The organism is Saccharopolyspora flava (genome assembly GCF_900116135.1).
Taxonomy (GTDB): domain Bacteria; phylum Actinomycetota; class Actinomycetes; order Mycobacteriales; family Pseudonocardiaceae; genus Saccharopolyspora; species Saccharopolyspora flava.
Window position 1 is genome coordinate 334,070 of sequence record NZ_FOZX01000005.1, and the last position, 21,296, is coordinate 355,365.

21 protein-coding genes and 1 riboswitch are annotated in these 21,296 nt (G+C 70.0%); of the genes, 15 read left to right on the forward strand and 6 right to left on the reverse strand.

The window, feature by feature from the left end; all coding sequences use genetic code 11:
• The first annotated feature begins 13 nt into the window (after positions 1–13).
• Positions 14–715 carry a hypothetical protein gene (locus BM424_RS17315; protein ID WP_245775909.1) on the forward strand — a complete coding sequence of 234 codons (702 nt, stop codon included), beginning with the start codon at positions 14–16 and terminating at the stop codon, positions 713–715.
• Here the strand turns inward: BM424_RS17315 and BM424_RS17320 are convergent.
• A complete protein-coding gene (locus BM424_RS17320) occupies positions 647–961 on the reverse strand; it encodes a DMT family transporter (RefSeq protein ID WP_093419031.1) in 315 nt (104 codons plus the stop codon). The two genes, BM424_RS17315 and BM424_RS17320, sit on opposite strands and share 69 nt — an antisense overlap.
• Before the next feature lie 21 nt (positions 962–982).
• Positions 983–1,047: riboswitch (guanidine-III (ykkC-III) riboswitch) on the reverse strand.
• A gap of 186 nt (positions 1,048–1,233) precedes the next feature.
• Here BM424_RS17320 and argG point away from each other — a divergent pair.
• The 3 genes from argG (at position 1,234) to BM424_RS29505 (ending at position 4,336) form a co-directional block, all read left to right on the forward strand.
• The gene (argG, locus tag BM424_RS17325) at positions 1,234–2,649 is read left to right on the forward strand and encodes an argininosuccinate synthase (RefSeq protein ID WP_093419033.1); all 1,416 of its coding nucleotides are present in this window, start codon (positions 1,234–1,236) and stop codon (positions 2,647–2,649) included.
• Positions 2,650–2,873: 224 nt separating this feature from the next.
• A complete protein-coding gene (mug, locus tag BM424_RS17330; RefSeq protein ID WP_245775910.1) occupies positions 2,874–3,383 on the forward strand; it encodes a G/U mismatch-specific DNA glycosylase in 510 nt (169 codons plus the stop codon).
• Between the two features lie 227 nt (positions 3,384–3,610).
• Positions 3,611–4,336 (forward strand): hypothetical protein, encoded by a 726-nt coding sequence (locus tag BM424_RS29505; protein WP_245775911.1) that lies wholly within the window; start codon positions 3,611–3,613, stop codon positions 4,334–4,336.
• 89 nt (positions 4,337–4,425) lie between these two features.
• Here BM424_RS29505 and BM424_RS17340 read toward each other — a convergent pair whose 3' ends face one another.
• Positions 4,426–5,232, reverse strand: a complete 807-nt coding sequence (locus BM424_RS17340) for an ABC transporter ATP-binding protein (protein ID WP_093419037.1) — start codon at positions 5,230–5,232, stop codon at positions 4,426–4,428.
• A gap of 201 nt (positions 5,233–5,433) precedes the next feature.
• Here BM424_RS17340 and BM424_RS17345 point away from each other — a divergent pair, with 201 nt between their 5' ends.
• A complete protein-coding gene (locus BM424_RS17345) occupies positions 5,434–6,438 on the forward strand; it encodes a translation initiation factor eIF-2B alpha/beta/delta subunit family protein (RefSeq protein ID WP_093419039.1) in 1,005 nt (334 codons plus the stop codon).
• Here the strand turns inward: BM424_RS17345 and BM424_RS17350 are convergent.
• Positions 6,426–6,896, reverse strand: a complete 471-nt coding sequence (locus BM424_RS17350) for a MarR family winged helix-turn-helix transcriptional regulator (RefSeq protein WP_093419041.1) — start codon at positions 6,894–6,896, stop codon at positions 6,426–6,428. The genes BM424_RS17345 and BM424_RS17350 overlap by 13 nt on opposite strands.
• Positions 6,897–6,992: 96 nt before the next feature.
• Here BM424_RS17350 and BM424_RS17355 point away from each other — a divergent pair, with 96 nt between their 5' ends.
• Positions 6,993–7,913: a quinone oxidoreductase family protein gene (locus BM424_RS17355; RefSeq protein WP_093419043.1), complete on the forward strand. Its 921-nt coding sequence runs from the start codon at positions 6,993–6,995 to the stop codon at positions 7,911–7,913.
• A 231-nt stretch (positions 7,914–8,144) separates the two neighbouring features.
• Positions 8,145–11,159, forward strand: a complete 3,015-nt coding sequence (locus tag BM424_RS17360) for a Tn3 family transposase (RefSeq protein ID WP_217649748.1) — start codon at positions 8,145–8,147, stop codon at positions 11,157–11,159.
• Between the two features lie 163 nt (positions 11,160–11,322).
• On the opposite strand, the gene BM424_RS17365 is transcribed toward BM424_RS17360, so the two are convergent.
• Positions 11,323–12,486 (reverse strand): GtrA domain-containing protein, encoded by a 1,164-nt coding sequence (locus BM424_RS17365; RefSeq protein ID WP_175548138.1) that lies wholly within the window; start codon positions 12,484–12,486, stop codon positions 11,323–11,325.
• Positions 12,487–13,137: 651 nt separating this feature from the next.
• On the opposite strand from BM424_RS17365, the gene BM424_RS17370 reads away from it, so the two are divergent.
• The 7 genes from BM424_RS17370 to BM424_RS17405 all read left to right on the forward strand — a co-directional run bounded on the left by BM424_RS17370 (position 13,138) and on the right by BM424_RS17405 (position 19,349).
• Positions 13,138–13,707, forward strand: a complete 570-nt coding sequence (locus BM424_RS17370; RefSeq protein ID WP_093419046.1) for a type 1 glutamine amidotransferase domain-containing protein — start codon at positions 13,138–13,140, stop codon at positions 13,705–13,707.
• 29 nt (positions 13,708–13,736) lie between these two features.
• Complete coding sequence (locus tag BM424_RS17375) at positions 13,737–14,885, forward strand: glutathione-independent formaldehyde dehydrogenase (protein WP_093419047.1); 1,149 nt, start codon at positions 13,737–13,739, stop codon at positions 14,883–14,885.
• A gap of 99 nt (positions 14,886–14,984) precedes the next feature.
• On the forward strand, positions 14,985–15,293 hold the full coding sequence (locus BM424_RS17380) for a putative quinol monooxygenase (protein WP_093419048.1): 309 nt from the start codon (positions 14,985–14,987) through the stop codon (positions 15,291–15,293).
• A 749-nt stretch (positions 15,294–16,042) separates the two neighbouring features.
• Positions 16,043–16,510, forward strand: a complete 468-nt coding sequence (locus tag BM424_RS17385) for a hypothetical protein (RefSeq protein WP_093419049.1) — start codon at positions 16,043–16,045, stop codon at positions 16,508–16,510.
• Between the two features lie 428 nt (positions 16,511–16,938).
• Positions 16,939–17,526: a recombinase family protein gene (locus BM424_RS17395; RefSeq protein WP_075850063.1), complete on the forward strand. Its 588-nt coding sequence runs from the start codon at positions 16,939–16,941 to the stop codon at positions 17,524–17,526.
• Between the two features lie 4 nt (positions 17,527–17,530).
• Positions 17,531–18,127, forward strand: coding sequence for an ArsR/SmtB family transcription factor (locus BM424_RS17400; protein ID WP_093419050.1), 597 nt, complete (start codon positions 17,531–17,533; stop codon positions 18,125–18,127).
• 10 nt (positions 18,128–18,137) lie between these two features.
• Positions 18,138–19,349 (forward strand): MFS transporter, encoded by a 1,212-nt coding sequence (locus tag BM424_RS17405; protein WP_093419051.1) that lies wholly within the window; start codon positions 18,138–18,140, stop codon positions 19,347–19,349.
• A gap of 25 nt (positions 19,350–19,374) precedes the next feature.
• Here BM424_RS17405 and BM424_RS17410 read toward each other — a convergent pair whose 3' ends face one another.
• Complete coding sequence (locus BM424_RS17410; RefSeq protein WP_093419054.1) at positions 19,375–19,854, reverse strand: CGNR zinc finger domain-containing protein; 480 nt, start codon at positions 19,852–19,854, stop codon at positions 19,375–19,377.
• Positions 19,855–19,958: 104 nt separating this feature from the next.
• Between BM424_RS17410 and BM424_RS17415 the strand changes: the two genes are divergently transcribed.
• Positions 19,959–20,825: an alpha/beta fold hydrolase gene (locus BM424_RS17415; RefSeq protein WP_093419056.1), complete on the forward strand. Its 867-nt coding sequence runs from the start codon at positions 19,959–19,961 to the stop codon at positions 20,823–20,825.
• Between the two features lie 29 nt (positions 20,826–20,854).
• Here the strand turns inward: BM424_RS17415 and BM424_RS17420 are convergent, their stop codons facing one another.
• Positions 20,855–21,259: a PPOX class F420-dependent oxidoreductase gene (locus tag BM424_RS17420; protein ID WP_093419069.1), complete on the reverse strand. Its 405-nt coding sequence runs from the start codon at positions 21,257–21,259 to the stop codon at positions 20,855–20,857.
• Between the last annotated feature and the right edge of the window lie 37 nt (positions 21,260–21,296).

The window sequence follows — 21,296 nt, forward strand, 5'->3', positions numbered from 1 at the left end:
CTAGGGTCCGGGGATGTCTCGAACCAAGGTGAGCGCCGACGACCTGGACGCGGCGGTGCGGTTGTCGCTGGGGGTGTTGCGGCAGGTTCCCGCCGGGGCGTGGCGGGACAGGGCCGGGTCGTTGCAGTGGGATCGGTGGGAGACCGTCGAGCACCTGGGCGATGACCTGTTCTCCTACGCCGTGCAACTGGGACCGTCCGCCCCGCCACGGGACCGCGAGATGCCGTTCCTGTGGTGGCCGCGCCGCGAGGGTGGCCCGTTCAACGCGGTGCACGCCGATCCCGACGCCGGGCCGGACGGGCTGCTGCTGACGCTGGAGGCCGCGGGCGCGTTGCTGGTGGCGATGGTGCGCACCGCCTCGCCCGGCCTGCGCTCGTATCACGTCTTCGGCGTCTCGGATCCGGAAGGTTTCGCGGCGATGGGCGTCGTGGAAACCCTCGTGCACACCCACGACGTCACCGACGGACTCGGCCTGGCGTGGGATCCTCCCGCCGGGCTGTGCGCGAAGGTGCTCGACCGGCTCTTCCCCGATGCCCCCACCGACACCGATCCGTGGACGGGGTTGTTGTGGTGCACCGGCCGCGCCGACGTGCCGGGGCGTGCGCGGCTGGACCGATGGCGCTGGCACGGCACGCCCCGGGATGGTTCAGTGGGCGAGTTTGAGGCCGACGACGCAGGTGATCAACCCGAGCAGCAGGGCGATCTTGAGCGGTGAGATGGATTCGTCGCCGGTGGCCATCGAGTAGCCGATCGTGAGCACCGCGCCGATGGCGACCCACACCGCGTAGGAGGTGCCGGCGGGCAGGGTGCGCATCGCCAGGGCCAGTCCGCCCATGCTCACCGCCAGACCGGCGACGAAGATCAGCGAGGGCATCAGGCGGGTGAAGCCTTCGGACTTGCTCAGGGCCACGGCCCACACGGCTTCGAACATGCCGGAGACGATCAGGACGATCCATGCCATGACATCGCGCGCTCCTCCGCGCCTGCACCGTCTTTGCACGTCCAGGTACGGTGCGCCTCGTCCGGATCCCTCACCGGCGATTCTGCCCAACCGGCATTCCCGTGGCAGGTCAGGGGCCGGTGAGTTCGGCCACCGGTGGTGTCGGATCCCGGGTGCGCACGCGCCGCCCGGCGCCGTGATCGGCCGGTTGGTGGGGGTGCGGGCAGTGAGTCGGGGCACGCTCGGCCACCCCGGGTGGATAACCATACAGTCCATCGCATAAACTTTCTCGCATGTCCAAGGTTCTGACGTCTCTGCCGGTCGGCCAGCGGGTCGGCATCGCCTTCTCCGGGGGTCTCGACACCTCCGTCGCCGTGGCCTGGATGCGCGACAAGGGCGCGGTGCCGTGCGCCTACACCGCCGACATCGGGCAATACGACGAGTCCGACATCGCCTCGATCCCGGGCCGGGCCAAGGACTACGGCGCCGAGATCGCGCGCATGGTCGACTGCCGCGAGCCGCTGGTCGAGGAGGGCTTCACCGCGCTGGCCTGCGGTGCCTTCCACATCCGCTCGGGCGGGCGCACCTACTTCAACACCACTCCCCTGGGCCGGGCGGTGACCGCGACCCTGCTGGTGCGGGCGATGCTGGCCGACGACGTGCAGATCTGGGGCGACGGGTCGACGTTCAAGGGCAACGACATCGAGCGGTTCTACCGCTACGGGCTGATGGCCAACCCGCGGCTGCGGATCTACAAGCCGTGGCTGGACGAGGACTTCGTCCAGGAGCTGGGCGGCCGGCAGGAGATGTCGGAGTGGCTGGTCGAGCACGGCCTGCCCTACCGGGACTCCGCGGAGAAGGCCTACTCCACCGACGCCAACATCTGGGGTGCCACGCACGAGGCGAAGTCGCTGGAGCACCTCGACACCGGCATCGAGATCGTGGACCCGATCATGGGTGTGCGGTTCTGGGACGAGTCGGTGGCCATCGCGCCCGAGGACGTGACGATCTCGTTCGTGCAGGGCCGCCCGGTGGCCATCAACGGCAAGGAGTTCTCCTCGCCGGTCGACCTGGTGCACGAGGCCAACACGATCGGCGGCCGGCACGGTCTGGGCATGAGCGACCAGATCGAGAACCGCATCATCGAGGCCAAGAGCCGCGGCATCTACGAGGCCCCGGGCATGGCGCTGCTGTTCACCGCCTACGAGCGGCTGGTCAACGCCATCCACAACGAGGACACCGTGGCCTCCTACCACAACGAGGGCCGCAAGCTGGGCCGGTTGATGTACGAGGGCCGGTGGTTCGACCCGCAGGCGCTGATGCTGCGGGAGTCGTTGCAGCGCTGGGTGGGCTCGGCGATCACCGGTGAGGTGACGTTGCGGCTGCGCCGGGGTGAGGACTACTCGATCCTCGACACCCGCGGCCCGGCGTTCTCCTACCACCCGGACAAGCTGTCGATGGAGCGCACCGAGGACGCCGCGTTCGGCCCGACCGACCGCATCGGCCAGCTGACGATGCGCAACCTCGACATCGCCGACTCGCGGGCGAAGCTGGAGGGCTACGCGCAGCTGGGTCTGGTCGGCAAGGCCCAGACCGAGCTGGTGGGCTCGCTGCAGGCCGGTGGCGCGGAGGCGATCGCCTCGGTGGGTGCCGAGGAGTCCGAGTCGCAGGCGCTGGACCGCGCGGCGATGGAGTCGGGCACCGACTGACCAGGGATGTCGTGTCATGGCCGTTCGTGCGGGTCGCTCCGCGCGGGCGGCCATGATCGCATTGGTGCCCGGTGCGGGTGCGGGCGGGGGCGCTGCGTTCGGGACGCCGGGGCGGTGTGGTTAGGGTCCGTGGAACAACCGGGGACGGGGAGGTAGGTCAGTTGTCGGGTGACCGGCCGAGTGCGCAGGAACTGGAAGCCGCCAGCGGGGCCACGATCGGTGATGTGCTGGCACCGGATCTGAAGGTGCTGTTCTGCGGGATCAACCCGGGTTTGTGGTCGGGTGCCACGGGTTTTCACTTCGCGCGTCCGGGCAACCGGTTCTGGCCGGTGCTGCACGCCAGCGGTTTCACCCCGCGCGAGCTGGCCCCCTCGGAGCAGTCGGAGCTGCTGGGACTGGGGCTGGGCATCACGAACCTGGTGTCGCGGGCCAGCGCGAAGGCCGCCGAGCTCTCCGACGACGAGCTCGCCGCCGGCGCCGAGGTGCTGGCGCAGAAGGTGGCGCGGTACCGGCCGCAGTGGGTGGCGGTCGTGGGCATCACCGCCTACCGGGCGGCCTTCGGCGCCAAGCGCGCCACGTTCGGTAAGCAGGATCGGACGATCGGTGAGGCCGGGGTGTGGGTGTTGCCCAATCCCAGCGGCCTGAACGCGCACTGGTCGGCCGCGACGCTGGCGGCGGAGTTCGGGCAGCTCAGGCAGGCGGTCATGGCCGATGACGAATGCCGGTGCGGGTGAGTGGTCGTGGGTTAGGAAACACGGGGGTGTCCTTTACCGGTCCGTGACCGGTAGGGTCTGCTCCGCCGGAAGGGAAGTCCCCGATCCGGTGACATTGGCCGTTTGCTGACGCAGAGTCGATACGGATGACTATTCAAGACGATCTTGCTCGACCGTGGTTCCAGCCCGTGGTCCCCTCGGAAGCGCAACAGCAGCAACCGGACCCGGGATCCCCGACGACACGCATCATGGGCCAGCTGCCCGTGGACCCGGCGGACGAGCACGGCGCCGCGGACCGGTTCGACCCGGCCGCGCAGCAGCCCGCTCCCGCCGCCGAGCCCGTCAACCCCGTGACCCCGGTGGGTCAGGTGGCCCCCGCGCAGGAGCACCCGGCCGCGCCGCAGCCGGGTGAGTTCCGCACCGCAGCACCGCAGCCGCCCTTCGATCAGCCGTCGCAGGGGTCGTTGCCGCCCCGCCCGAGCACGGCGATGTCGCAGGGCACGACCTTCGCCGAAGCCCTGGACCCGGGTTCCCACCCGGCCCGCTCCCCCGAGGCGGGTCAGGAGGCGATCGCCGGCGACACGGCCTTCCAGGCCTTCTACGCCGACGAACCGGTGTCGATGCCCTCGATCCCCCCGTTGCCGTCCGCGGCGCCGCAGATGCCGGCGCAGCCCCCGATGGGCGCGGGCCCGGAGGTGGCGGGACCGCCGATGGCTCCGCCGCCGGTGCCCGAGCACGTCGAGGTCACCCAGCCCTACATTCCCGCGATCCGCGATGAGCAGCCGGAGTTCGCCAAGCGCCTCAACCCCGAGGGGGCGGCGGCCTCGCCGGCGGCGCTGACCGGCCCGCAGCCCGCGGTCGGCGGCAAGCCGGCGGCCACGCCGCCGCGCAAGCGCAGCCTGATGCGGCGCGTGGTGCGCCGGATCATCGGCCCGGACCTGCTGCGCAAGGACCCGCCGAAGAAGCGCCGCTAGAGCCCTTCTTCACCCCGGTTCGGCGGTGGTCCTGGCACGGGCGCAGACCTGCATCCTGCGCCCGTGCCAGGACCACCGTTTTTTCGTGCTCAGGTGCGGGCGCGGACGTGCCAGCGGCCGTGGTCGCGGGCCAGGTGCACGGGGTGGTTGAAGCACTTGCTGATGTGGTCGCTGGTGAGCACCTCCTCGACCGGGCCTTGTGCGAGGGGCTGTCCTTCGCGCAGCAGCAGGGCGTGGGTGGTGCCGGTGGGCAGTTCTTCGAGGTGGTGGGTCACCAGCACGGTGGCCAGGTCGGGGTGTTCGCGGCGGAGTTCGTCGAGGCTGGTGAGCAGTTGTTCGCGGGCGGCCAGGTCCAGGCCGGTGGCGGGTTCGTCGAGCAGCAGCAGCCGGGGCCGGGGCATGAGGGCGCGGGCGATGAGGGCCCGGCCGCGTTCACCTTGGGACAGGGTGTTCCAGCGGGCCTGGGCGCGTTCGGCGATGCCCAGCACGCTGATGAGCGCTTCGGCGCGGGCGAGGTCGTCGTCGCCGGGCTGCCAGCGCGGGACGAGTTCGGTGGTGTTGGTCAGCCCGGTGAGCACGACCTGACGCACGGTCAGGGGGCTTTGCAGCGGGTGGCGGGGGTTGATGTGGCCGACGAGGCTGCGCAGGGCGCGCATGTCGACCGCACCGAGGCGGTGTCCGAGGACTTCCACGCTGCCTCGGGTGGGGTGGCCGTGCGCGCCGAGGAGGTTGAGCAGGGTGGATTTGCCCGCGCCGTTGGCGCCGAGCAGCGCCCAGTGCTGGCCGGGGTGGACTTCGATCGACACCGAGTCGAGCAGGTGGGTGCCGTCGCGGACGACGTCGACGTCGGTGGCGCGCAGCACGGGTCCGGTGTCGGCGGGGCGGGGGTGGTTCAACTGCGGTGTCCTTCGGGTGCGCCGGGTGGTGCCTGGGTGAGGGGCGCGGGTGTCGCGGGACCTCGGGTGATCAAGCCTGCGTGTGCGGCGATCAGCGCGGTGTCGTGAGCCTAGCAAACCAGTTGGTGGGGTCCGGGGTGCGCGAGTCGGCTGGTTAGGCTCGCGGGCGCCCGTGCCGGTTCGCGCTCGATGAAGGATGCGATGTCGTCTCCAGTCACCCCCGTTCTCGCCGACAGCGTCCGCTTCGATGACGACGGCGTGCACATCCTGGATCGCCGGGTGTTCCCGTTCGAGCACCGCTGGGTGCACGCGCGCACCGTCGAGGAGGTGGCGCGGGCGATCGAGGAGATGGTGACCCAGTCCTCGGGCCCGTACTTCGCGGTGCTGTGGGGCCTGGCGCTGGCCGCCCGCGACACCGGGGAGCTGGATCCGGTGGTGGCGCGGGAGCGGGTGGCGGCCGCGGCGCGCCGATTGATCGCCACCCGCCCGACCAATGATCAGCCGAGCAAGGCCGCCGCGTTCGTGCTCGCCGCCGTCGACGGTCGCGACGACGTGGCGGCCGCGGCCGTGGAGGGAGCGCGCGCCGGTGAGCGCGACTACCGGGACCGGTGCCGGCGGATGGGCCGGGCGGGAGCCGAGCTGATCGGCGAGGGCGCGCGGGTGCTCACCCACTGCTGGGGTGATCTGTACCTGCTGGGGCTGGTGGAGGCGCTGCTGGAGCAGGGCAAGCGCCCGGAGTTCGTCTGCACCGAGACCCGCCCCTACCTGCAGGGCGCGCGGCTGACCGCCGAATCGCTGGCCGAGATGGGGGTGCCGGTCACGCTGGTCACCGACGGCATGCCGGCGTCGCTGATGCGCGAGGGCCGGGTGGACGCGCTGGTGACGGCCTCGGACCGGGTGGCCCTTGACGGCTCGGTGATCAACAAGGTGGGCACGCTGGGCCTGGCGGTGGCCGCGCAGGCCTTCGGCGTGCCCTTCCACGCCCTGTGCCACGCCCCCGACCCGCAGACCGCGACCGGCGCGCAGGTGCCCATCGAGTTCCGCGACGGCGACGAGGTGCTGCACACCCTGGGGCGGCGCAGCGCCAGCGACAAGGTCACCGGCCTGTACCCGGCCTTCGACGTCACCGATCCGCACCTGGTGACCACGGTGGTCACCGACGAGGGCGCGTTCACCCCGCAGCGGCTGCACACCTACTGGGACTGATCCCCCTCGGCCGGCTCGCCGGTGGTGTGGGCGTTCTGGAGCCGGGCCAGCAGGGTGATCAGCAGCTCGCGTTCGGTGGCGCTCAGGGGTTCCAGCAGTTGCTGGTTGGCCTGCTCGGCCAACGCGGCGCAGCGCCGCAGGGTGTCCTTGCCGCGGTCGGTGACCGACACGGCGTTCTTGCGGCCGTCGGCGGGGTCGGGTCTGCGTCGCACGAGGTCGTCGCGTTCGAGGTCGTTGAGCAGGCCGACGACGTCCTTGCGGTCGATGTGCAGGCGTCGCACGAGGTCGGCTTGGGCGGCGGGGCCGTGTTCGGCGACGGCGGCCAGCACCGCGTACTGGCTCAGCCGCAGGCCTTCGGCGGCCAGGGAGCGGGCGAGCAGTTCGCGGCCGCGGGCGGCGACGCGTCCGGTCAGCCAGCTGGGCAGGGAGTGGATGTGCTGCAGCGCGTGGTCGGTCACGCGAGCACCCTAGCGAAAAATCGTTGGACGACCCAACGGTCGTGCTTCTAACCTCGAATTCGTTGGTCAACCCATCGAATTCGAGGAGTGAGCGTCATGCGCCGCGTCAACCACGTCATCCCCGGCGGACCCGAGGTCCTGTTCGTCGAGAACGTCCCCGTCCCCGAGCCCGGCCCGGGCCAGCTGCTGGTGGCCTGCGAAGCCATCGGCGTCACCCTGCCCACCGTGCGCCGGGTCCGCGAAGGCCCCGAACCCGCCCCGCTGGCGGGCGAGATCGCCGGCACCGTGCAGGCCATCGGCCCCGGCGTGCGCGACTTCCAGCTCGGCGACCGGGTCACCGGCCTGTGCTTCGAGCACGCCTACGCCGAACTGGCCCTGCTGGCCGAACCCCTGGCCTCCCCCATCCCCGACCACGCCGACGCGGTCACCGCCGTGGCCCTGGTGCGCAGCGGCCTGGTGGCCCGCCAGGCCTGCACCACGGGCATGCTCGGCCAGGGCGAAACGGTGCTGATCACCGCCGCGGCCGGCGCGGTGGGCACGATGGCCGTCCAGCTCGCCCGCGCCCACGGCGCCCGGGTGATCGCCGCGGTCGGCAACACCACCGACAAGCGCCGCTACCTCACCAACCTGGGCGCCGACCGCGTCCTCGACTACGACGCCCTCGACCGGGGCGCACCGGTGGAGGTGGTCCTCGACGCCGTCGGCGGCGACCTCCTTGCCCGCGCCGTCCGCACTCTGGGCCCGGGCGGCAGGCTGGTGACCTTCGCCGGCCTGCCGGGCCCGATCTGCTCCCGCGAGCTGATGCTGCGCGGCGCCTCGGCCACCGGCTTCCGCATGGGCGCACCCCCGAAACCGTTGCTGCACGCCTACTGGCGCGACGAGCTCTGGGACCGCCACCGCCAAGGCCACCTGCGCACCCGCGTCCACGACCAGATCCCCCTGACCGAAGCGGCCCGAGCCCACACCACCCTCGAAACCAGAACCAACCTCGGCAAAGTAGTCCTCACCCTCAACTGACCACCTGGGGTGCGTGGGCAGCCGCCCACGCACCCCAAAGAGTCTTTGCAAAGTGTCTTTGCGGTTCTATCGGTGGGGGTCATGACCGAACCCCACACATCACGCGAGGTGCGGCTCGACGCCAAGCAGGGGTCGCCGTAGTACTCGCCGAAATTCGGGCGGATATGCCTCGCTAGGCTGCTGAGCTGGTGATTGTCGGGTTCTGGCGGGAGGTGCTGGTTGGCCACGCAGGTGTTCACCGATGCGGACCTGGAGGCCCTGCGGAGGTTCCCGGAGATCGGCCGGGAGGAGCTGTTCCGATTCTTCACGTTGACCCCGGCGGACGTGGCGTTCGTCGATCCCGGGCGAGGCCGGGGGCCGACGGATCGGTTGGGTCTTGCCGTGGCCCTGTGCTCGTTGCCCTGGCTCGGGTTCGTGCCGGATGACGTGGGCTCGGCGCCTCGGGCGGCGGTGGCACGGCTGGCGGAGCAGCTGGGCGTGGATCCGGATGCGATCCGCTCGTACGGGCGGCGGGCGAAGACCCGGACGGAGCATCTGCGGCAGGCGGCGCGGTATCTGGGGTGGCGGCCGGCGGGTGCGCTGGAGCTCAAAGAGTTGGATGAGTTCCTGCTGGCGCGGGCGATGGAGCACGATTCGCCGACGTTGCTGTTCCGGCTGTCCTGCGAGTACCTGAGCTCGGCGCGGGTGATCCGCCCGGGCCCGGTGACGGTGGTGGAGCGAGTCGCGCACGCCCGCGAGGTGGCGCGGCAGGAGACGTTCGACCGGCTGGCCCGCGAGTTCACCGACGAGCGCCGTGCCGCGCTGGACGGTCTGCTGGTGGTGGACTCGACGATCGGGATGACGCGGCTGCGGTGGCTGTGCACCGGGCCGGTGGAGGCCTCGCCCGCGGCGGTGAAGACCGAGATCTCCAAACTGGAGTTCCTACGCGCCATGGGCGCGGAAACCCTGGATCTGTCGGTGCTGCCGGCGGAACGGCGGCGGTTCCTGGCCACGATGGGCCGTCGACTGACTGCCCAGGCATTACAACGTCGCGAGCCGGAGCGTCGGTATCCGGTCCTGGCCACGGTGTTGGCGCAGTCGGCCACGGAGGTGCTCGACGAGGTGGTGCAACTGTTCGACCAGGCGCTGTCGGCGCGGGAGAGCAAGGCCGGACACACCATGCGGGACGCGCTGGCCGAGCGCGCCCGCTCCGGGGAAGACCGCCAAGAGCTGTTGGACGACCTACTCGAGGTCATCTTCGATGTGGGGATCAGTGATGACCAGGTCGGCGGGTTGATCCGAGGCGAACGGATCGGGTGGCAACGGCTACGCGACGCCCAGTCGACTGCGTTGCCTCCGCTGCCGCGGGATCACGGGCATCTGGCCGCGCTGGACGGCTCGTACAGCTATCTGCGGCAGTTCACCCCGCAGGTGCTGGAGGCCGTCGGGTTTTCCGGCGGCACCGCCGCGGCCGAGCTACTGCGGGCGGTGGAGATCCTGGCCGAGCTCAATGCGACCGGCGCCCGCAAGGTCCCGGCGCACGCGCCGACGGGGTTCGTCCCGACCCGCTGGCGTGGTTACCTCGACGAGGCCGCCAAGACGGGCAGCAGCACCGCCTACCGGCACTATTGGGAGCTTGCCACGTTGCTGGCCCTGCGGGACGGGCTGCGCACCGGGGATGTATTCGTGCCCGGCTCGCGTCGCTACTCCGATCCGGCCGCCTACCTGCTCACGCCGGACACGTGGGCGGCGCAGCGGGGCCAGTTCTGCTCTCTGGTCGGCAAACCCGCGGATGCCTCCAAGGCGCTGGCCGAGGTCGAAGATGAGCTGCACACGGCGCTGGGCGACCTGGAAACCACGCTCGCCGACGGCGACGGCCCGGCGCGCCTGGACGACGACGGCGAGCTGGTGATCTCTCCGCTGTCGGCCGAAGACATCCCGGCCGAGGCTACGGCGTTGAAGGCCGAGCTGACCGAGATGCTGCCGTTCGCGCCGATCGTGTCCCTGCTCATCGAGATGGACCAGCGCACCGGGTTCCTGGACTGCTTCACCCACGCCGGCGGCAAGCAGACCCGCAGCCCGGAGCTCAAGCGCAACCTCATCGCGGTGCTGCTCGCCCACTCGACCAACCTCGGACTTACACGCATGGCCGATGCCTGCGGCATCTCCTACGACATCCTGGCCTTCACCGCCGAGTGGTACGTACGGGAAGAGACCCTGCGCGCGGCGAACCTGGCGCTGATCGGCTATCACCAGCAGCTGCCGCTGACGGCGATCTTCGGCTCCGGCACCCTGTCCTCCAGTGACGGGCAGCGGTTCCCCACCCGCGGCAAATCGGTCACCGCCAGGGCGCTGAGCAGGTACTTCGCGAACGAGGGCCTGTCGACCTACACGCACGTGACCGACCAGCACACCACCTACGGTACGAAGGTCATCGTGGCGACCAAGCGCGAAGCCCACTACGTGCTCGACGACATCCTCGGCAACGCCACCGACATCCCCATCACCGAGCATGCCACCGACACCCACGGGGTCACCTTGGTCAACTTCGGGCTGTTCGACCTGCTGGGTTTGCAACTGTCACCGCGCATCCGCGACCTCGGCAAGATCACGCTGCACCGGACCGGGCCGAAATCACAGATGACTTCGGCGTTCTCGCACGCGGGGCCGCTGTTGACGCGGCGGGCCAACCTCGATCTCATCGCCGCGCACTGGGATGATCTGCTGCGGCTTGCCGGGTCGCTGAAGTTCGGGCACGCTACCGCTTCGCTGCTGGTCGGCAAGCTCTCGGCGTCGAGCCGGCAAAACTCGCTGGCCGCAGCGCTCAAGGAGTACGGAGCACTGCGCAGAACGATCTACACCGCCCGTTACCTGTCGGACCCGGCGTACCGGCGCAAGATCTCCCGGCAGCTCAACAAGGGCGAGTCGCTGCACGCCTTGAAGCGCGACCTGCTCTACGCCCACGAGGGCACCATCCGCGCCCGGCACCTGGAAGCCCAGACCGAGCAGGCGTGGTGTCTGACGTTGGTGACCAACGCGGTGGTGACCTGGACGACCGAGTACTACGGCCTGGCCGTGGCATCGATGCGCCGCTCCGGACGCCGCATCGACGACGAGGTCCTGGCCCACATCTCCCCAGCGCACAGCGAGAACATCAACTTCTTCGGCTCCATCGACGTCGACATCGACGGCGACATCGACGGCGAACTCGCCCAGCTCGGCCCCACCGGCTACCGGCCACTGCGCATCGGCGACACCCTCTTCTAAGCGCCAGACCGCCAAGACACCCGTACGCAAGCGGATCCCCTTGCAAACCAGTAAGGCAGGAATTCCCCCGCAGGCATATCCGCCCGGGTTTCGGCGAGCACTACGGCCCCATTACCATAAGCGGACGCTTGCTGCTGGAGGGAACCATCGGTGGAGTAACCGGTTATGTTTCTGCGGAACCGCCACGGCCTTCTTGCTGTTCACGTCGGGTCTGTGTGTCGTGCAGGACCTGGCGGCGTTCGCGTTCGCGGTAGCTGAAGGCGGCTTCGCGGATCGAGTTTTCACTTTCGAAGCCGGAACCGACGGCGCCGGCAACAGTGGCCGCCGCGGTGACCAGCAGCATGACGACGGCATAGTCACCGAATCCGAGTCCGGGCCCGATGTACTGGCCGAACACCTCAGGAGTGAGGACAACACCGGCCGCGATCAGGTTGACGACGTAGAGCGCCCCGTACATGCACCCCACTCCGATGACCAGGGTCAGCACCGTGGAAGCGTTGAACAACACCGCCTGCTCGCGTTCGTGCACGGGCCGGCCCCTGGTCTGCTCCCACAGCCGGTGATAGGCGATGAGCCAAGCGACCATGACAACCACCGACCCGAGCACCGCGGCCAACAGGCGCAGTGGCCCCATCGTGCTGGCCAGTCGCCAGACCGACGTACTGATCAAGTAGAACGCGCTGAACGCGAACGCCCCCACCAGCGGCCCGGTCAACCCGAACACCAGCCGCCACGGACGGTTGTCCCGAACCATGCCGATCAACAGCCGCACCATGCCTCGCGAGGCCAGCACGCGCACGTCGACGTCGCGTTGCTCCGGGGTGACCCACTGGAAGCGGTTGGCCAGCCAGGGCAGTCGGCGACGCCGGTGCCCCTCGGTCCCCTCCGAGGGAGTACCCCGGCTGCGCATGTCGACGACGAGCTGGGTCACCACACCTCGCACCCGGCGGCGCAACGCCATGCCTCCGAATGCCGGTAGCGACACCACCAGAACCCTGCGCTCGTTGCTCATATCGGCCACGATTGGCTGCCGGCCACTACGCAGCGGAAGATCCGTGATGCACGCAGCAAGATCCCACCCGTGCTGCCGCATCCGCTCGCCAGCGACGTCCATCATCTCGGTATGGCGGTCGTCACTGGGCGGTAACCGCTCGCGGTGCACATCCACGCGCCACACGCAGTTGTCCTCCAGCTGCTCGGACAGCAGCCCCGGCAAATCATGGGCGAGCTGCTCAGCAATCTGCGCAGGCGCGGCCACCGGATCAGCCACCACCCCCACAGTCACCGTCTCGATCGAACCGTTCCTCGCATCTTCCGGCATCGTCATCGCAGCACTCCCCACCGTCGGTGACGCCCCACGACTACCCACCACAGCCCTATCCAACGACCCACGTAGCTCGAGCCCGCACCATCTCCGCAAACCATCGGTATGCGTACGCGGTGCCTCCGGCGGCGAGGAGGATTGGCCTCGATCAGCCGGGCGCGCCAGACCGGCGGGAAGAACCGGGCCAGGGCCGCGGCCAAGGTCTCGTCCAGCAGGCGGATCAGGCTGGGCCAGTCGGCCTGGTGGTAGTTACACGCCCGCGTGGATCTGCCCACCGGCGCGGGGCAGGCAGGCGGCGGCGTGGGCTCCGTGCACTGTGCGGGCCAGGGCAGTGCGGAGAGGGGCATCGACCGAACCCGTGTACGGATTCCAGCGCCATGCGGCAGCACACCCAACACCAAGCTCGCCGAGGTCGCCGCCGCGTTCGTGGCCTGGGTCCGTGACCGCGGTCCCGCCGGCCCGCGGAGACTGCCGGGTGGTCGCGGGGTGGTCGACGAGTTGCTCGGCGCTGCCGGGTGAGCACCGTGGCCCGGTGCGGCCACCGCCGGCACCGCCCGCCGATCCGCGCTGACCGCCGCTCGGCGGCTGGTTTGACCCGGCCTGACCCGGGGCAATCCTGTGGTTCTCGCCACACTATGAGGAGGCGTGATTCCCATGGCAGATGAGCTGCGCGGTCGGCGGGTCGCGATCCTGGCCACCGACGGTGTCGAGCAGGTCGAGTACGAACAACCCCGCCAGGCGGTGGAGCAGGCTGGGGCGCAGGTGACGCTGCTGTCGATCCATACCGGGCAGATTCAGTCGATGAACGCCGACATCGACAAGGGCGACACCTTCACCGTCGACCGGTTGGTCTCCGACGTTTCCGGCGACGACTTCGACGCCCTGATCCTGCCCGGCGGCACGGTCAACCCTGACGGGCTGCGGGTCAACTCCGACGCGGTGGGTTTCGTGCGGGAGTTCGTGGGCGCCGGTAAGCCGGTCGGGTCGCTGTGTCACGGGCCGTGGACGTTGGTCGAGGCCGGCGTGGTCCGGGGCCGCACGTTGACGTCGTTTCCCAGTATCCGCACCGACATTCGCAACGCCGGCGGGAACGTCGTCGACCAGGAAGTCGTCACCGACCAGGGTCTGGTCACCAGCCGCGACCCCAACGACCTGCCCGCGTTCTGCTCCAAGATCGTCGAGGAGTTCGCCGAAGGCCGCCACCGGGCCCCCACCCAGGCCTGAATCGAACCCATCCGCCAGAGGAGAAGAACATGAAGGCACTGGTCTATAACGGACCCCACGACGTCTCCGTCTCCGACGTTCCCGACGCGCGTATCGAGCGGCCCAACGACGTCCTGGTGCGGATCACGGCGACGAACATCTGCGGGTCGGACCTGCACATGTACGAAGGGCGCACCGACTTCGAGCAGGGCCGCGTCTTCGGTCACGAAAACGTCGGCAAGGTCGTCGAGGTCGGTGACGGGGTCGACAAGGTCGCGGTCGGGGACATGGTCTCGGCGCCGTTCAACGTCTCCTGCGGGCACTGCCAGAACTGTGAGCACGGGCTGACCAACTACTGCCTGGCCGCCAACGTGGCGGGCATGGCCGGCGGGGCCTACGGGTTCGCCGACATGGGCGGCTGGGTAGGCGGCCAGGCTGAGCTGCTGCGCATCCCGTGGGGTGACTTCCAGTGTCTGCGCCTGCCCGAGGATGCGGCCGAGAAGCAGAACGACTACGTGATGCTCTCGGACATCTTCCCGACCGGCTGGCACGCCGTGGAGATGTCGGGGCTGAAGCCGGGCGAGACCATCGTGATCTACGGCGGCGGCCCGGTCGGGCTGATGGCCGCCCTCTCCGCGAGCGTCAAGGGCGCCGCGAAGGTGATGATCGTCGACCGCCACCCCGACCGGCTGCGCCTGGCCGAGCAGATCGGGGCGATCGCGATCGACGACTCGAAGGTCGACCCGGTCGAGCAGGTCACCGAGCACACCAAGGGGGTCGGCGCCGACCGCGGCGCCGAATGCGTCGGTTATCAGGCCCACGACCCGCAAGGCAACGAGGACAACGCCGACACCCTGAACAAGCTGGTCGCCTCCGTGCGGTTCACCGGCGGGATCGGCACCGTCGGGGTGTTCATCCCGCAGGACCCCGGTGGCCCGGATGAGCTGTCCCAGCAGGGCAAGGCCCGCTTCGACTTCGGCAACTTCTGGTTCAAGGGCCAGCAGATGGGCTGCGGGCAGGCCCCAGTCAAGCGCTACAACCGCCACCTGCGCGACCTCATCGCCGCCGACAAGGCCACCCCCTCCTGGATCGTGTCCCACAACCTGCCGCTGGAGAAAGCCCCAGACGCCTACAAGCACTTCGACGCCCGCGAAGACGGCTGGACCAAGGTCGTGCTCAACCCCGCCCAGGCCGCCTGACGTATCCCTCGCGCGGCTCTCGTCGCCGGCGGGGCAAGGGGCCCAGGCGTGGAGAGCCGCGCCTCTAAAACAGCACCCGTTTGAGTAGGAGGCCAGAAAATGGCTGAACCGGTGACCGTCGGGCTCCTCGTCCGGATCGAGGCGCTACCGGGCCGAGAAAGCGACGTCGAGAACTTCCTGCAGCAGGGGCTCGGCATCGTGGAGCAGGAGCCGGGCACGGTGCGGTGGTTCGCCCTCCGCTTCGGGCCCTCGTCGTTCGGCATCTACGACGCCTTTCCCGACGACTCCGGTCGCCAGGTCCACCTCTCGGGCCAGGTCGCGCAAGCCCTCGACGACAACACCGGCACCCTGTTCGCCCAGCCCAGCATCGAACCGGTGGACGTGATCGCCGAGAAACCACCGATCTGAGGTGGCCCCGAGCAGCCGGTGGGCCGCTGCGGGCGGCCGCCCACAGCGCTCGACCCGCGCGGGAGGTGACGTTGTGGCAAGCCAGGGCGTCACCGTGGCCGATGCGCCCACGGTGACGCTGGGCCTGCTCAGCGACCCCGGGCTGCCCGCCGAGTTGTCCGCCGACCTCGCCGCACAGCTGCCCGAGGTGCTCGAGCACGAGACCGACGGCCGTGTCCGATGGCGGGTCGGGACCGCCTCCCAGCGGTTGACCCTCGACGAGCACGGCACCCTGCCCTTGGTCGAGATCGGCCAACGCACCATGGCCGAGCACAGGTGGGACCTGGTGATCCTGGTGACCGAGCTCCCCCGCCGGGCCGGCACCCAGCCGATCGTCTCCGACTACGGGCTCGCCGCTGCGGTCGGCCTGGTCTCGCTGCTCGGGTTGGGCGCGATGGGGTTGGGCCGCCAGGCCCGCAAGGTGATCGTGCACCTGGTCGCCGAGCACCTGATCGACAAACCGCTCGGCGACGGCGGGACCGACGGGCCGGGCCAGGGCGGGCCGCGCGCCCACCGGGCGTTGGGCCTGGGCGCCCCGGTGCAGCACGTCGACTCCACCGACGAGGGCATCGACGCCCACCTGGCCCTGACCGGAACCCGGGGTCGGCTGCGGCTGTTGGCCGGGATGGTGCGGGCGAACCGGCCGTGGCGGCTGGTGCCGAGCCTGTCCCCGGCCCCTCGCCGGCGCCGCCGCGGGGGCGGCGTTTGGGGTGTTCTACTCCAACATCTGGCAGCTCGCCGACGCGTTCAGCGGGTGGCGCCTCATGCTGGTCAACGTCCTGGCGGTCCTCGCGATGATCGCGTGGCTGATCATCGACAACAGCCTGTGGGAGCGGCCGTCGGACCGGCAACTGCGCGAGGAGGCCGCGCTCTACAACGTAGCCACCGCGCTGACGATCTCGATCGGCGTGCTGTGCATGTACGCGCTACTGTTCGTGGTCACCCTGATCTCGGCGCTGGTGGTGATCCCACCCGACTATCTCACCTCCACCCTTAAACACCCCAGCGGTTTCGGCGAGTTCGCGATCGTGGCCTGGCTGTCCGCCTCGATGGGCACCATCGCCGGTGCCCTGGGCTCCGGGCTCGCCAGCGAGGACGCGGTCCGCCAGGCCGCCTACAGCAAACGCGAGCAGGAACGCCGCCAGAGCCTGCAAGCTCAGGACCAGGGCTCATCCTGACGTTCGGCGGGTCGCTCGCAGCACTGGCTGGCCCTGCTCGGGCAGGAAACCGGGAACCGTCCGCTGGCTCGCCCAACGCTTCGGCACGTCGTTGTTCGGCATCTACGACGCGTTCGGAGACGACTCCGGCCGTCCAGGCCCACCTGTCCGGCCACCTCGCCCAAACCCTCGCGGAGAACACCGGGGGTCTTGTTCGCCCAGTCGACCATCAAACCCGTGGACGTGATCGCCGAGAAACCCCGATCTGATCACCGATCGGCCCGGGGTGACAGGTGTCCGATGACCGAACCCCCACTGAGACAGCACCGCCCGGCCGATACTGACGCGAGACGAAGCCACGAGCTGGCGTTCCGCTGACCAGGGTTGTCTCAGATACCTGGTACGGTGAAACTCTCACTGAGGGGTGGCTAACCGTTACACTGCCGATCATGTCCGGCACCCTGGTTGGCTACGCCCGCTGCTCCACCGACGAGCAAGACCTCACCGCCCAACGCCAGCGCCTGGCCGAACTCGGCGTGGACGCCGACCGGATCTATCTCGACCACGGACTCACCGGCACCAAGAGAACGCGGCCCGGGCTCGATCAGGCCCTGGCCGCCGTCCGAACTGGCGACACCCTCGTGGTGCCCAAGCTCGATCGGCTGGCCCGGTCGGTGCCGGACGCCCGCGCCATCGGCGACGACCTCGCCGAGCGCGGCGTCGCGCTGTCGTTGGGCGGACAGGTCTACGACCCGGCCGACCCCATGGGCAAGATGTTCTTCAACATCCTGGCCACCTTCGCCGAATTCGAAGTCGACCTCCTACGCATGCGCACCCGCGAAGGCATGGCCGTGGCGAAGGCGAAGGGAAAGCTGCGCGGCAAGCAACCCAAGCTCTCGCCGAAGCAGCAGACCGAACTGAGGCGCATGCATGACAGTGGCGACTACACGATCACCGACCTCACCGAGCTGTTCTCCGTCTCCCGGCCGACCGTCTACCGCACACTCCAGCGCGGCCAGTCGTCCCAGGCGGAGTGAAGCCATGTCCGATCAGCAGCCCAGACCTCATATCCGCCCGATTTTCGGCGAGTACTACGGCTACCCCAAGCAGCTGCGCGCCCTGGCCCATCCGCTGCGGGTGCGGCTGCTCGGCGCGCTGCGCACCGACGGGCCCGCCACCGCCACCGACCTCGCCCGGCGGTTCGGCGAGAACTCCGCCAACACCAGCTGGCACCTGCGCCAACTCGCCGAAGCGGGACTGGTCGCCGACGACACCGAGCGCGGCAACCGCCGCGAACGCTGGTGGCGCGCCGCCCAGGACGTCACCTCGCTCGACGCGGCCGCCCTGTCGCAGGACCCGGACCTGGCCGGATCGCTTTCGACCTACCTGCACGCGATCAACACCGTCCACCACGACCAGGTCGGCACCTACGTGGCGACCATGACCGACCACCCGCCGCACTGGCGCGCCGCCGCCGACCTCTCCGACCTGCGCCTGTGGCTCACCGCCGCCGAAACCACCGAACTCGGCGAGCAGATCGCCGCACTCGTGCAGCGCTACCGTCGCCCACGCCGCGACGGCGACACCGAGGTCACCGTCCACTGGCACCTGCTCCCCCGCCCGCACCCCCGGTCGTGATCAGGCGGTCATGATCCGGCCACTGGCGGGCCTGGCGGCGGCCACGGCGATCTCCGGACTGGGAACCGGGATGACGATGCTGGCCATCCCCTGGTTCGTGCTGGCCACCACCGGCGACACCCTGCACACCGGGGTCGTCACCGCCGCCGAAACCCTCGGCCTGCTGGCCGGTTCGGCGGTGGCAAGCGGTTGGGTCGACAGATGGGGACCACGCCGCTGCGCGGTGCGCTTCGACCTCGCCGCAGCCCTGGTCGTCGCCGCGATCCCCCTGCTGCACCACCTCCACCTGCTCACCGCGGGCGTGCTGACCGTTCTGGCCGCGGTGCTCGGGCTCTCGCGCGCACCGGGCAGCACAGCCAGGCAGGTGCTGGTGCCCGACATCGCCGCCCGCACCGGGGTCGCGGTGGAGCGGGTGAGCACGATCCAGGACGCACCCGAGCAGGGCGCGCAGGCCTTGGGCGCACCGGTGGCCGGGGTGGTCATCGCCCTGCTGGGAGCACCGGTGGCGTTGTGGATCGACGCGGCCAGCTTCCTGCTCGCGGCGTCGATCACCCGGGCTTGCCAAGCCGAATCCGGCCACCTGCCACCCGATGTGCGCGGTCTGACGGCCCTGCGGGAGGGCTGGCGGTTCCTGCGAGGCGACCGGACGTTGCTGGCGATCATGAGCACCGCGGCGGTCACCAACGCCCTCAACGCGGGCCTGTTCTCGGTACTGGTGCCCGCCTACGGAGCGTGGGTGCTGGCCTCACCGGTCCAGCTGGGCGCGGTCTTCGCCGCCACGGGTGCCGCGCTCGTGGCAGGGTCCGCGTTGTTCTCGCTGGTGGGTTTGCGGTGGCCGCGCCGTTTCACCGTGGTGGTCTGCTGCGCGCCGGTGCTGGGTCCGCGTGCGGGCATCTTCCTGCTGCAGCCACCGGTGTCGGTGCTGGTGGTGGTCAGCGGTGTGCTGATGCTGGCGTTCGGGCCGCTCAACCCGATCTTCGACGCGGTCAAGGCCGAACGCACACCACCCCCGCTGCGGGCCCGGGTCTACGCCACGATCGCGATGGCGGGCCTGGTCGGCATGCCGGTGGGCACGGTGGCGGCCGGGGTCTTGAGCTCGGCGCTGGGGTTGATGCCGGCGATCGCGGTGTTCACCGCGATCGCCGCGCTGATGTCGTTGTGCCCGCTGGTGTTTCCCGCCTGGCGCGCACTCGACCACCCGCCGGCGGGTCTGACGCGGTGAGCCCGCAACCGCCTCGCCGGACGGGTCAGTGGGTGCGTTCGTAGTGGCGGCGGGCTTTTGCGCGGTTGCCGCAGGTGGCCATCGAGCACCAGCGGGCGCGGTTGGCGCGGCTGTGGTCAAGCAGGAACAGCTGGCAGGCGTCGTTGGCGCAGGGCCGCAGCCGGCCGGGTAGTTGCTGCTCGACCGCAGCCCAGGCGAGCACCATCTCGACGGCCAGACGGGCGTGCGGTGGGGTCTGGACCGTCCACTGGAGACCGTCCGCGGTGAGTTCCGGGACCTGGTGGACGCCTTCGAGCAGCGGGCTCAACGCGGTGGGGGTGCTCTCTCCGCGCACCACGTCTCGCAGGAGGTCGCGTGCTTGGCGCAGCAGCGCCAGTTCCGCGGTGCTGCCGTCGCCGCCGTGTTCCCGCGCCCAGCGTGCGCCTTCGGCCGGGTCGTCGAGCGCGTCCTGTTCCTCGCCGTTGACCAGCGGTCTGCTGTTGAGCAGGTCCAGCAGCGCGTCCATCGCGAGCCACTCCGTCCTAACCAGATCGAATCCTTTGACAGGTTAGCTCACGCGTGCTTGCATGACGAGGAACTAACCACATCACACAACCGAAGAGGTTAGAAATGAGCTCGGTGCACCACCGGACCGCCACCGTCGACGGCCACGAGATCTTCTACCGCGAAGCCGGCCCGGCCGAGGCCCCCGCGATCGTCCTGCTGCACGGCTACCCGACCAGCTCGTTCATGTTCCGCGAGCTCATCCCGCTGCTCGCCGCGGATTACCACGTCATCGCGCCGGACCACCTCGGCTTCGGCCACTCCGCCGCCCCTGGCGCGGAGGAGTTCACCTACACCTTCGACGCCCTCGCCGAGCTCACCTCCGGCCTGCTCGACCAACTGGGCCTGGACCGCTACGCCCTCTACGTCCAGGACTACGGCGCCCCCATCGGCTGGCGCCTCGCCCTCGCACACCCCGAGCGGATCACGGCGATCGCCACCCAGAACGGCAACGGCTACGAAGACGGTTTCGTCGAGGCGTTCTGGACCGACGTCTGGGCCTACGGGGCACATCCCGGGCCCGACACCGAACCCGCGGTCCGCGCCGCGCTGAGCCACGACGCCATCCGCTGGCAGTACCTGCACGGCGTCCCCGACCCGAGCGTGATCAGCCCCGACACCTGGGAGCACGACCTCACCCTCGTCTCGCGCGAGGGCAACGACGAGATCCAGCTGGCACTGTTCCGCGACTACCGCAACAACCGCCCGCTCTACCCGCTGCTGCACGAATTCCTGCGCACCAGCGAGGTCCCGGTGCTGGCCGTGTGGGGCCGCAACGACGAGATCTTCGGCCCCGAGGGCGCACGCGCCTTCGCCCGCGACGCCACCGACACCGAAGTGCACCTGATCAACGGCGGCCACTTCCTGCTCGAAAGCCACCTGGAAGTCGTCGCGGGCTACCTGCGCGGCTTCCTCGGACGAGTGCTGAGCTGAGCACCCGGGTCGCGGACAGCGGTCGCGGCTCAGTCCTGGGGTGCGTGGGCGATCGAGTCCACGGCGATGGTCAGCAGTCGCCGCTGCGCGCCGGTGCCGCCGAAACCGGGGTAGGGCACGCCCAGGTACTTGTGGGAGATCTCGTCGATGTTCTCGGCGGCACCGTCGGTGGTGGAGCCGATGACGCGGCCGCGCACCGCGTAGTAGCGGGCGATGTTGTCGGGGTCGGCGATGTTGACCGCCACACGCGGGTCACGCGCGAGATTCTTGGCCTTGCGCATGCCCTCGACGATGTTGATCTGGATGTGCTCACCGTCTGTGTGCACCCACGTCTGAGTCAGCTGGGGTGATCCATCGGGCATGACGGTGGCGAGGAAACAAGGACTCGGCCGGCGCAGCAGAGCGAGCAGACCGTCGGGAAGAGGTGTGGACAACGAAGACTCCTCGTCGATGTGGGAGCGAAACCCGGCG

Bases quoted from the DNA above. Each gene is read 5' to 3' on its own strand.
- BM424_RS17315 (WP_245775909.1), top strand. From the start codon at position 14: ATGTCTCGAACCAAGGTGAGCGCCGACGACCTGGACGCGGCGGTGCGG.
- BM424_RS17320 (WP_093419031.1), bottom strand. From the start codon at position 961: ATGGCATGGATCGTCCTGATCGTCTCCGGCATGTTCGAAGCCGTGTGG.
- argG (WP_093419033.1), top strand. From the start codon at position 1,234: ATGTCCAAGGTTCTGACGTCTCTGCCGGTCGGCCAGCGGGTCGGCATC.
- BM424_RS29505 (WP_245775911.1), top strand. From the start codon at position 3,611: ATGGGCCAGCTGCCCGTGGACCCGGCGGACGAGCACGGCGCCGCGGAC.
- BM424_RS17345 (WP_093419039.1), top strand. From the start codon at position 5,434: ATGTCGTCTCCAGTCACCCCCGTTCTCGCCGACAGCGTCCGCTTCGAT.
- BM424_RS17355 (WP_093419043.1), top strand. From the start codon at position 6,993: ATGCGCCGCGTCAACCACGTCATCCCCGGCGGACCCGAGGTCCTGTTC.
- BM424_RS17365 (WP_175548138.1), bottom strand. From the start codon at position 12,486: ATGACGATGCCGGAAGATGCGAGGAACGGTTCGATCGAGACGGTGACT.
- BM424_RS17370 (WP_093419046.1), top strand. From the start codon at position 13,138: ATGGCAGATGAGCTGCGCGGTCGGCGGGTCGCGATCCTGGCCACCGAC.
- BM424_RS17375 (WP_093419047.1), top strand. From the start codon at position 13,737: ATGAAGGCACTGGTCTATAACGGACCCCACGACGTCTCCGTCTCCGAC.
- BM424_RS17380 (WP_093419048.1), top strand. From the start codon at position 14,985: ATGGCTGAACCGGTGACCGTCGGGCTCCTCGTCCGGATCGAGGCGCTA.
- BM424_RS17395 (WP_075850063.1), top strand. From the start codon at position 16,939: ATGTCCGGCACCCTGGTTGGCTACGCCCGCTGCTCCACCGACGAGCAA.
- BM424_RS17400 (WP_093419050.1), top strand. From the start codon at position 17,531: ATGTCCGATCAGCAGCCCAGACCTCATATCCGCCCGATTTTCGGCGAG.
- BM424_RS17405 (WP_093419051.1), top strand. From the start codon at position 18,138: ATGATCCGGCCACTGGCGGGCCTGGCGGCGGCCACGGCGATCTCCGGA.
- BM424_RS17410 (WP_093419054.1), bottom strand. From the start codon at position 19,854: ATGGACGCGCTGCTGGACCTGCTCAACAGCAGACCGCTGGTCAACGGC.
- BM424_RS17415 (WP_093419056.1), top strand. From the start codon at position 19,959: ATGAGCTCGGTGCACCACCGGACCGCCACCGTCGACGGCCACGAGATC.